Source organism: Aquitalea sp. (genome assembly GCF_030150775.1).
Classification (GTDB): Bacteria; Pseudomonadota; Gammaproteobacteria; order Burkholderiales; family Chromobacteriaceae; genus Aquitalea; species Aquitalea denitrificans.
The window spans coordinates 23,835-33,965 of record NZ_JASLFG010000039.1; the positions used below are offsets into that span (position 1 = coordinate 23,835).

Below are 10,131 nucleotides of genomic sequence, written 5' to 3' on the forward strand. Positions count from 1 at the left end.
CGCACTAACCATACCGGCAGCAGGGACAGAAGCCAAGCCGGATTTCCTGCAAAGCTTATGAAAAAACCGGCATGAAAAAGCAAATGGCCGGTGCAACAAGCACCGGCCAGCACGGATAAGGCCCGGAATAAGGAAGGACTAGACAGCAGGCTGGGACTGGGCTGGGGCCATGCCGGCCAGCACACGTTCAAAGGGCTGGCGAAAACGGCTGGAAACATAAGGAGCCAGGAAGTACAGCAGGCTCAGACAGCCTTCGCGCGCCACGGTCTGTGCTTCCTGTGGACATTTGGCGATGTCGGGACGGGCAATCCAGCCGGTTTGCAACAGCTGGAAATTACGCGCCAGAAAGCCGATCTGCACGTCGTCGCCTTCCAGCATGCCCTGATCGCGCAGCTTGAAGAACAGCTTTTCCACGCCACGGCTGATCAGCCCGGCTTCAATCTTGCTGTAGCTTTCCTGTAAGGACTGGTTGACCGAAAACAGGCTGGAAATGCTTTGCGGAATGAAACGGAAAGTCCACAAATGGCGCAGCACCTTATCCAACAGGCTCACCAGCCCTTCGATGGAAGTGGTCACGCTCAGCTCACCCGCCGCACTCAGGTAATCAGCCATGCCCTTGGAGTAGCGCCGGTACAGCTCGTTGATGATGTCTTCCTTGCAGGCAAAGTGGTAGTACAGATTGCCGGTGCTGATATTCAGATAGCGCGCGATGTGATTGGTGGTGACGCTGCGCTCGCCCTGCTGGTTGAACAGCTGCAGGCTGGCTTCGACAATGCGGTCAAAGGTTGGACTTTTGCTTTCTTTGCGACTCATGGCAGGCTCTTCCCGGTGTGCGGAACCCCGGGACAGACTGTTCCCGGCACCCGCTGTGTCTGTGATCGACAAACACCCCGGTATGATACCGCAAGCAGCCCTTGCCAGCATCCCAAGCACCCATCCGGCTGCCTGAACATGCAAAAAGGCAGCACAAGGCTGCCTTTGTTCTTCTGGATTGACGGCTTTACTGCACATTCACCGTAGCAAAGTTAACCCGGCCAAACGGGTTGGCGACAAAGCCGGCCACTTCCTTGCGTTCCAGCACATAGGCGGTGGGATGGGCCAGCGGCAGCCACAATGCCTGGTCGCTGATCAGCTTTTGCGCTTGCTGGTACAGCTTGCTGCGCTGGGCAAAGTCACTGGTTTTCTTGCCGTCGGCAATCAGCTTGTCCAGTTTCGGGTCGCAATAGCGGGCAAAGTTGGTACCGGACTGCACGGCGGCGCAAGAGAACTGCGGGGTGAGGAAGTTGTCCGGGTCGCCATTATCCCCGGCCCAGCCCATGAACAGGAGATCGTGCTCGCCCGCCTTGCCGCGCTTGATCAGTTCGCCCCACTCGATCACCTTGATCTGCGCGCGGATGCCCACCTTGGCCAGATCGGCCTGCAGCAGCTCGGCCCCGGCCTTGGGGTTGGGGTTGAGCGTGCTGCCGCTGGGGCGCACCCACAGCGTGGTGTCAAAGCCATTGGGATAACCCGCCTGTGCCAGCAGTTTTTTTGCGCGCGCCAGGTCTTGCGGATAGGGCTTCACGCTCTTGTTGTAGCTCCAGGTATTGGGCGGATACGGCAGCGTGGCGGCGGTGGCGGTGCCATCGAACACGGTTTTCAGATAGGTGTTCTTGTCAAAGGCCAGGTTGACCGCCTGCCGTACCTGTACATTGTCAAAGGGCTTGTGCTGACTGTTGATGGCAACAAAGGCGGTCATGAAGGCTGGCGTGGACAATACGCGGATCTTGCTGTCGCCCTGCACCGCCAGCACGTCTTGCGGCTTGGCAGACAAGGCCAGCTGGCACTCGCCGGCTTTCAGCTTTTGCACCCGCACCGTGGCATCCGGCGTAATGGCATACACCAGAGCCGACACCTTGGGTTTGCCACCCCAGTAAGCCGGGTTGGGCTGGTAGCGCACCACGCTGTCCTTCTGGAAGCTGCGCAGGATGAAAGGCCCGGTGCCGATGGGTTTGCTGTTCAGCTCGGCCTGCTTGCCGGCGGCCTGCAACTGGGCGGCGTATTCGGCGGAATAGATGGAAGCAAAACCCATGCTGAGCGTGGAGAGGAAGGTGGATTCCGGGTAATTCAGTTCAAACCGCACCGTATTGTCGTCCAGCTTGCCAACCGACTTGATCAGCTTGGGCAGCTGCATGGACTGGGCATGCGGATAGCCATTGGCGGCGGTCTTGAACCAGGGGTGTTCCGGGTTCAGCATGCGCTGGAAGCTGAATACCACATCATCGGCATTGAGCTTGCGGGTGGGCTTGAAGTAATCGGTATTGTGGAAGGCTACGCCCGGGCGCAGCTTGAAGGTGTAGCTGAGGCCGTCCGGGCTCACCTGCCAGCTGCTGGCCAGACCGGGCAGCAGTTTATGCGCGGATGCATCGTATTCCACCAGCCGGTTCATCAGCACATCGGCCGAGGCATTGGTGGTGACCAGCGAGTTGTACTGCACCACGTCAAAGCCTTCGGGATTGGCATCGGTACAGACGGTAAGCGGCTTGGCAGCCAGCGCCAGCGGGCTGGCCAGCAGCAGGACCGGCAACAGGGGGCGTAGGTTCATCTTGGTCTCCGTGCGGGGGAAGGCCGCCATCATGCGGGGCCCCGGCTGGACATCAGCTTAAGGGAAGACGCGGGAAAATAGAATGACACATTCCCGCTAAGCTTATTCGCCTTGCTTATTCAATCGGTCTTGCAGACTGCAATGCTCAGACCGTCGCGGTGCTGTGTTCCAGCAATTCGTTGAAATGCCCCAGCGACAATGGCCGGCTGCACAGATAACCCTGATACTGTTGGCAACCTTGCTGACGCAGCCAGTCCAGCTGCGCGTGGGTTTCCACCCCTTCGGCCACCATGGCCAGCTTAAGGATGCGGCACAAGCTGGTGATCAGCTCTGGAATGGCCGAGCTTTGTGGCAGGCCGGAAATAAAGGAGCGGTCGATCTTGAGGGTATTGAGCGGGTAGTTTTGCAGATAGGCCAGGTTGGAGTAGCCGGTGCCGAAATCGTCGATGGCAATGGCAAAACCCATGGCCTGCAACGAGGCCAGGGTATCCATTGTGTTCTGGTCGTGGGCCAGCAGCAGGGACTCGGTGATTTCCAGCTCGATGCTGGCGGCGGGACATGCACTGTCCTGCAGAATCTGTTGCAAGCTAGCAGGCAATTCCGGGTCGGCAAACTGACTGGCCGACAGATTTACCGATACCTGCAAGGCCCTGCCCTGCCGTTGCCAGCGCACTAGCTGGCTGGCAACCTGCGCCAGGATTTGCCGGTCCAGCTCGCGAATCAGGCCACTCTCTTCGCAAGCCGGAATAAAACTGTCCGGAAACAACAGCCCGCGTTCGGGATGCCGCCAGCGTGCCAGCGCCTCGGCACCAACGATGTCGCCACTGAAGCAGTCGACACGCGGCTGATAAAAGGCTTCAAACTCGCCGTTTTCCAGACCACGGCGAATCTCGTACTCCAACGCCAGGCGCGAACGGGCACGGGCATCCATTGCCTCATCATAAAAATGGATGCCATTGCGCCCGGCCTCCTTGGCGCTGTACATGGCCAGATCCGCATGGCGCATATGGCTTTGCACATCATCCGCCCCGTCAGAGCACAGGCTGATGCCCACCGAGGCCGTCAATTGCACTTCCTGGCCGCGCAGCCACAGTGGCCGCGCCAGCGTCTCGACGATATCAGCCGCCAACCTGGCTGCCATGTCCTTGACCTGCGGCGCGCACAGCAACAGCAAAAATTCGTCCCCACCTTGCCGGGCCAGTTGCTGACCGGGCTGCAGCAGGGCTTTCAGGCGCTCGCTCATCTGCACCAGCAACAAGTCGCCAAAACCATGGCCAAGGCTGTCGTTGATGTTCTTGAAACGATCCAGATCGATGCACAGCAAGGCAACTTCCAGACCTTGCGCGCTGGCCTGCTGCAGCAAGGCCGGGTAATGCTGCTGCACGAAGTTGCGGTTGGGCAGGCCGGTCAGGATGTCATGCATGGCCAGATGGCTGGCACGTGCTTCGGCCTCCTTCAGTTCGCTGACATCCATTTCACTGACCAGCAGGGCGTTCTGACCGGTAGCCGCATCCCGGCAATGGCGGGCTGACACCTCGTGCCAGCGCTCTCCCTGCCGGGTGAGCACCCGTGCGACCAGCCTTCCCCGGCCATGCTCGCCCAGCAGTTGCTGCAGAGTGGCCAGGTCCGCCGGATCGACAAAGCGTGATTGCCAGCACTCAGCCGGGTCCAGCACATGTTCTCGCGCACTGGGATTGCGATACAGGGGTTGGCCATCGGCCTGGTACAGCGTGATGAATACGGGAGAGTGCAGCAGCGCTTCGGCACTGCGCAGAGTGTCCGGATCAGCCTGCAATTCGCCCAGCGCCTCGCATAGCATCAGCATGCGCCCCTGATGGCGCAGGCCACTGAATACCACCTGCAAGCTACGCGGGTGTCCGTTCGGATAGAGCGTCCAGGTCTCGGAAAATGCCATGTCATGGCTGATGAAGTCGCTCTGATACTGCAGCAGGCGGCGCGAAACCGAATCGGACATGTCCTGCCCCATATCGCGGGCGCATAACGCCTCCAGACTTTCCGCCTCCCACACCGCCAGGGCATGCTGGTTGGCCCAGAACACGCGCCGCTCATCGATATCAAACACCCATACCGGATGGCGCAGCTTTTCCAGCAAGGCAAAGCGCGCCATGGTTTCCGTGGAAAAAGGTACTGCATCGTGCTGCATATCGATTTTCGACCTATCCCAATATGAATTGAGCTGCCATGACAATCCTGCCATCAGCCGTGTGCCATCAAGGAGCTGGTCATTCTAGCAATCATCCGTCGTTTTTTAAGCTTACAGCTTAAAATAAATCTCATTTCTTTAATGACTGCTCATAATTTGGGCAATATTCACCGCGGGCAGCGTGGTGGCCACTGTAAGGCACACTCCAAATTAGAGTCTTTGCTCCATCGCAAACATCAGTGAAAAAAGAAAACCCCCGTCGTAGACAGGGGTTGTGGTCATGCTGTGCAGCATCAGCCTCGCCAGCAGGCAGGCTGATGCCGACATGGTGCTGGCTTACAGATAACTGTCGGTGCTGGGGCAGCTGCACACCAGGTTGCGGTCGCCGTACACGTCATCAATACGGTTCACACTCGGCCAGAACTTGTTTTCCAGCACATAAGGCAGCGGGAACAGGCCGGTTTCGCGGCTGTACGGACGCTCCCAGTCGCCAGCAATGTCAGCCTTGCTGTGCGGTGCATTGCGCAGCGGGTTGTTGTCCGCCGGCCATGTGCCGTTCTGTACCTGGTCGATTTCCTGACGGATGGCGGTCATGGCGGCAATGAAGCGGTCCAGTTCGGCCTTGGGCTCGGATTCGGTCGGCTCGATCATCAGCGTGCCCGGCACCGGGAAGCTCATGGTCGGGGCATGGAAGCCGTAGTCCATCAGGCGCTTGGCCACATCCACCTCGGTGACGCCACTGGCGGCCTTGAGCGGGCGCAGGTCGATGATGCACTCGTGCGCCACACGGCCATTGGCACCGGTGTACAGCACCGGGAAGTGCTCACCCAGTTTCTTGGCCATGTAGTTGGCGGACAGCAAGGCGTTTTCGGTGGCGGCCTTCATGCCTTCGGCACCCATCATGCGGATATACATGAAGGAGATGGGCAGGATGGAAGCCGAGCCGAACGGCGCAGCGGAAACCGCAGTCTGACCGGCAACCGCACCCGGCACTTCAGCCACCACGTGGTTGGCCATGAACGGGGCCAGATGGGCTTTCAGGCCGATGGGGCCCATGCCCGGGCCGCCACCGCCGTGCGGGATGCAGAAGGTCTTGTGCAGGTTCATGTGCGACACGTCGGCACCGATATCGGCCGGGCGGCACAGGCCCACCTGGGCGTTCAGGTTGGCACCGTCCATGTACACCTGACCACCGTGGCTGTGGATGATGTCGCAGATCTCGCGGATCGGCTGTTCGAACACGCCGTGGGTGGACGGATAGGTAATCATCAGCGCCGCCAGATTGGCCGAGTGCTGTTCGGCCTTGGCCTTGAGGTCGGCCACGTCGACGTTGCCGGATTCGTCACACTTCACCACTACTACCTGCATGTTCATCATCTGCGCGGTAGCCGGGTTGGTACCGTGGGCCGATTGCGGAATCAGGCAGATATTGCGCTGCGCTTCGCCACGCGCTTCGTGGTAACGGCTGATGGCCAGCAGGCCTGCGTACTCGCCCTGCGCGCCGGAGTTGGGCTGCATGGAAATGGCGTCAAAACCGGTGATGGCTTTAAGCTGGGTTTGCAGGTCGTCGATCAGTTGCAGGTAACCGGCAGCCTGATCGCGCGGGGCAAACGGGTGCATATTGGCGAATTCCGGCCAGGTGATGGGAATCATCTCACTGGTGGCATTCAGCTTCATGGTGCAGCTGCCCAGCGAAATCATCGAGTGATTCATCGCCAGGTCGCGGTTTTCCAGCTTCTTCAGGTAGCGCAGCATCTCGTGCTCGCTGTGGTGGGTGTTGAACACCGGGTGGGTGAAGAAGGCGGATTCGCGCTTGAGGCCGGCCGGGATAGCATCGGCAGCAGCAGCGTCCAGCGCGGCGATGTCGGCATCCTTGCCGGTGAACAGCTTGATCAGCGCGGCCAGATCAGCCTCGGTAGCCGCTTCGTGGAAGGCAACACCCAGCACGGTGGCGGACACGCGACGCAGGTTGTAACCGGCAGCCAAGGCTGCGGCGTAGATGGCGTCGGCATTGGCCGCTTCCACTTGCACGGTGTCGTAGAAGCGGTCGAATACCAGCTTGCCACCGGCGCTTGTCACCGCATGGGCAAAGATGGCAGCCAGACGGTGGATGCGGCTGGCAATGCGCTTGACGCCTTCGGCACCGTGGTACACCGCGTACATGCCGGCGATATTGGCCAGCAGTACCTGGCTGGTACAGATATTGGAGTTGGCCTTTTCGCGGCGGATGTGCTGCTCGCGGGTTTGCAGCGCCATGCGCAGCGCGGTCTTGCCCTTGGCGTCCACCGATACACCGATGATGCGGCCCGGGGCCGAGCGCTTCATTTCATCCTTGAAGGCAAAGTAGGCAGCGTGCGGGCCACCATAGCCCATCGGCACACCAAAGCGCTGGGTGTTGCCGATGGCCACGTCTGCACCCATTTCGGCCGGCGACTTCAGTGCCACCAGCGCCATGATGTCGGCAGCCACCACGGCCACGCCACCCTTGGCCTTGACGGCGGCAATGTACGGCGTCAGGTCGATCAGGTCGCCCGCTTCGCCCGGATACTGGAACAGCGCACCAAAGTAGTCGCCATTGCCCGCTTCTTCCGGATGGCCGGAAACCAGCTCGAAACCGAAGTACTTGGCACGGGTTTTCATCACGTCCAGGGTTTGCGGCAGCACGCGGCTGTCGACAAAGAACTGTTCGGACTTGCTCTTGGATACACGGCGCGCCATGGCCATGGCTTCGGCGGCGGCGGTGGCTTCGTCCAGCAGCGAGGCATTGGCCATTTCCAGACCGGTCAGGTCCATCACCATTTGCTGGTAGTTGAGCAGCGCTTCCAGACGACCCTGGGCGATTTCAGCCTGGTACGGGGTGTAAGCGGTGTACCAGCCCGGGTTTTCCAGCACATTGCGCAGGATGACGGTGGGGGTCAGCACCGGGTAGTAACCCAGGCCGATGAAAGACTTGTTGACGATGTTGCGGCTGGCCACATCTTTCAGCGCGGCCAGGGCTTCGGCTTCCGGCACCGGGGACGGCAGGTCCAGCGCACGGTTCAGGCGGATGTCAGCCGGCAGGGTCTGGGCAACCAGATCGTCCAGCGAAGCGGCACCGATTTCGGCCAGCATTTCGCTGCGCTCGGCATCGGAGGGGCCGATATGGCGGGCAATGAATTCGCTACGGTTAAACAGGGAAGCAAGAGTCATGGTGGGTGTCCGGTAATGAAGAGCTGTGCCTGAAACTGAAAAAGCCCCGCGATGGTGTACATCACGAGGCTTTGACAGCGTGCAATCAGGCGCCGATTTCCTTGGCGTAGCCAGCGGCATCCAGCAGGCTGTCCAGATCTGCGGCATTGGCCGGCTTGATCTTGAAGAACCAGCCAGCGCCATAGGGCTCGCTGTTGGCCAGCTCGGGAGCGGCTTCCAGTTCGGCGTTCACTTCCAGCACTTCACCGGCAATCGGGGCGTATACGTCGGAAGCGGCTTTTACCGATTCCACCACGCCGGCCTGCTCTTCGGCAGCCAGGTTGGCACCCACTTTCGGCAGCTCGACGAACACGATGTCGCCCAGCAGCTCTTGTGCATGTTCGGTAATGCCCACGGTGACGGAACCGTCGGCTTCCAGACGCAGCCATTCGTGGCTGGCAACGTATTTCAGTTCGGCAGGGATATTGCTCATGGATTGAATCTCCTCGGATTGATTGAACCGTTACGGGAGCGGGAAACCACAGCGCAGCCCGCAGGCTGGTGCGGTGTTTCCCGGCTCGCTGTTATTCGAAAACTTTCTTGCCGTTGCGCACGAACGGCATCTTCACCACGCGGACAGCGGTGAGCGTACCACGCAAATCCACCTGTGCGTCGGCACCGGTTGCGGCCGGTACGCGGGCGATGGCAATAGAGTGCTTGAGGGTGGGCGAGAAGGTGCCGCTGGTGATGATGCCCTCACCCACGCCTTCCACCACCACTTTCTGGCCTTCACGCAGCACGCCACGGCCTTCCAGCACCAGGCCCACCTGCTTCATCGGCACACCGGCGGCTTTCTGGGCTTCCAGTGCCTTGCGGCCGATAAAGTCACGGCTGGCCGGTTCCCAGGCAATGGTCCAGCCCATGCCGGCCTGCAGCGGGGACACGGTTTCGTCCATGTCGTGGCCGTACAGGTTCATGCCGGCTTCCAGACGCAGGGTGTCGCGGGCGCCAAGGCCAATGGGGGCCACGCCAGCGGCAACGAGTTCATTGAAGAAGTTGATGGCTTCGCCAGCCGGAATCATAATTTCCAGACCGTCTTCACCGGTATAGCCGGTTCGGGCAAAGAACCAGTCGCCTGCAGGCAAGCCCTGGAATACCTTGAGTGATTGAATGGCGTCGGCCAGTTGCGGCTTTACCGCACAGACCTTGGCAATGGCATTGGGGCCTTGCACGGCCAGCATGGCCAGGTCGCGACGCACATTGAGGGAGACATCAAAACCGGCCTTGTGGCTCTCCATCCAGGCCAGGTCTTTGTCGGTGGTACCGGCATTCACCACCATGCGGTAGCCGTAGGAGGTCAGGTAGACAATCAGGTCGTCCACCACGGTGCCGTCTGCGGTCAGCATGCCGGAGTACAGCGCTTTGCCTTCGAAGGGCAGCTTGGCCACGTCGTTGGCAATCAGCTGTTGCAGCCAGGCCTTGGCATCGCTGCCGGTGATGTCGATCACGGTCATGTGGGACACATCGAACATGCCGGCGTCGCTGCGCACGATCTCATGTTCCTTCAGCTGGGAGCCGTAATGGATGGGCATTTCCCAACCGGCGAAATCAACCATTTTGGCGCCGGCGGCGACATGAGCGTCAAACAGGGGGGTACGTTTCGGGGCCGTCATCTGTGCGTCCTTGCAAAGGGGGTGTTTTGCCTGTCTTGGTACAACACCCCTCTGTCCTGACACCTGAGATTTTCCGGCGGGCATTTTCAGCCGCCGTTAGCCCCTTCGGTGGCTGCCTACGTGGGCAGCGCTCTCCAGAGTAAAGCAGATACGTGATATCCGATGATGCAGTCCTTTTGCCTGAGCGATTGCGGGTGCGCTTGCGCCTTCGGCGGTGGCCGCGATTGGCCACTCTCTCCTGCATGATGGGGGCGATTATCGTTGCAGATAAAGACAAAGGCAAGCCAAGAATATCTTCACGCAAAGTGATCTATCCTGTTGTTTTTGCATTATTTTCGTAATCGAAAAAATATGAATGAAAATAATGTCACAATTCATTCATTATTGATCAGGCATAACAAAAGGGCTGCCATGGCAGCCCTTGTTGATCCACACCTCACCTACCCTTCAGCCGACGTCGCAACGCCGCCGCAGGTGTTTCAGCGCCCTGGCTCAGTACCACTCGATCCCGGTCTTCTCGGTCGAGATGATGGTGCCGGCTT

Annotated in this window: 7 protein-coding genes and 2 riboswitches; of the genes, 1 reads left to right on the forward strand and 6 read right to left on the reverse strand. The window is 59.9% G+C overall.

The features are described from left to right. Window positions 1-138: 138 nt before the first annotated feature. The 6 genes from QVF59_RS14390 to gcvT form a co-directional block, all read right to left on the reverse strand. Complete coding sequence (locus tag QVF59_RS14390) at window positions 139-813, reverse strand: TetR/AcrR family transcriptional regulator (protein WP_159875332.1); 675 nt, start codon at window positions 811-813, stop codon at window positions 139-141. 187 nt (window positions 814-1,000) lie between these two features. Then, window positions 1,001-2,584 (reverse strand): ABC transporter substrate-binding protein, encoded by a 1,584-nt coding sequence (locus QVF59_RS14395; protein ID WP_159875331.1) that lies wholly within the window; start codon window positions 2,582-2,584, stop codon window positions 1,001-1,003. Between the two features lie 145 nt (window positions 2,585-2,729). Then, entirely contained in the window at window positions 2,730-4,748 is a 2,019-nt protein-coding gene (locus QVF59_RS14400) for a putative bifunctional diguanylate cyclase/phosphodiesterase (protein ID WP_240902599.1), read from the reverse strand. Between the two features lie 336 nt (window positions 4,749-5,084). Further along, window positions 5,085-7,937: an aminomethyl-transferring glycine dehydrogenase gene (gene gcvP, locus QVF59_RS14405; RefSeq protein ID WP_287880827.1), complete on the reverse strand. Its 2,853-nt coding sequence runs from the start codon at window positions 7,935-7,937 to the stop codon at window positions 5,085-5,087. Between the two features lie 85 nt (window positions 7,938-8,022). Then, window positions 8,023-8,409, reverse strand: coding sequence for a glycine cleavage system protein GcvH (gcvH, locus tag QVF59_RS14410; RefSeq protein WP_062789780.1), 387 nt, complete (start codon window positions 8,407-8,409; stop codon window positions 8,023-8,025). A gap of 91 nt (window positions 8,410-8,500) precedes the next feature. Continuing rightward, window positions 8,501-9,589, reverse strand: a complete 1,089-nt coding sequence (gcvT, locus tag QVF59_RS14415; RefSeq protein ID WP_287880831.1) for a glycine cleavage system aminomethyltransferase GcvT — start codon at window positions 9,587-9,589, stop codon at window positions 8,501-8,503. Window positions 9,590-9,630: 41 nt separating this feature from the next. After that, a riboswitch (glycine riboswitch) is annotated at window positions 9,631-9,737 on the reverse strand. A gap of 10 nt (window positions 9,738-9,747) precedes the next feature. After that, window positions 9,748-9,840, reverse strand: a riboswitch (glycine riboswitch). A gap of 100 nt (window positions 9,841-9,940) precedes the next feature. On the opposite strand from gcvT, the gene QVF59_RS14420 reads away from it, so the two are divergent. Continuing rightward, window positions 9,941-10,131, forward strand: a 191-nt coding sequence (locus QVF59_RS14420) for a hypothetical protein (RefSeq protein WP_287880833.1), incomplete at its 3' end; no start/stop codon positions are given.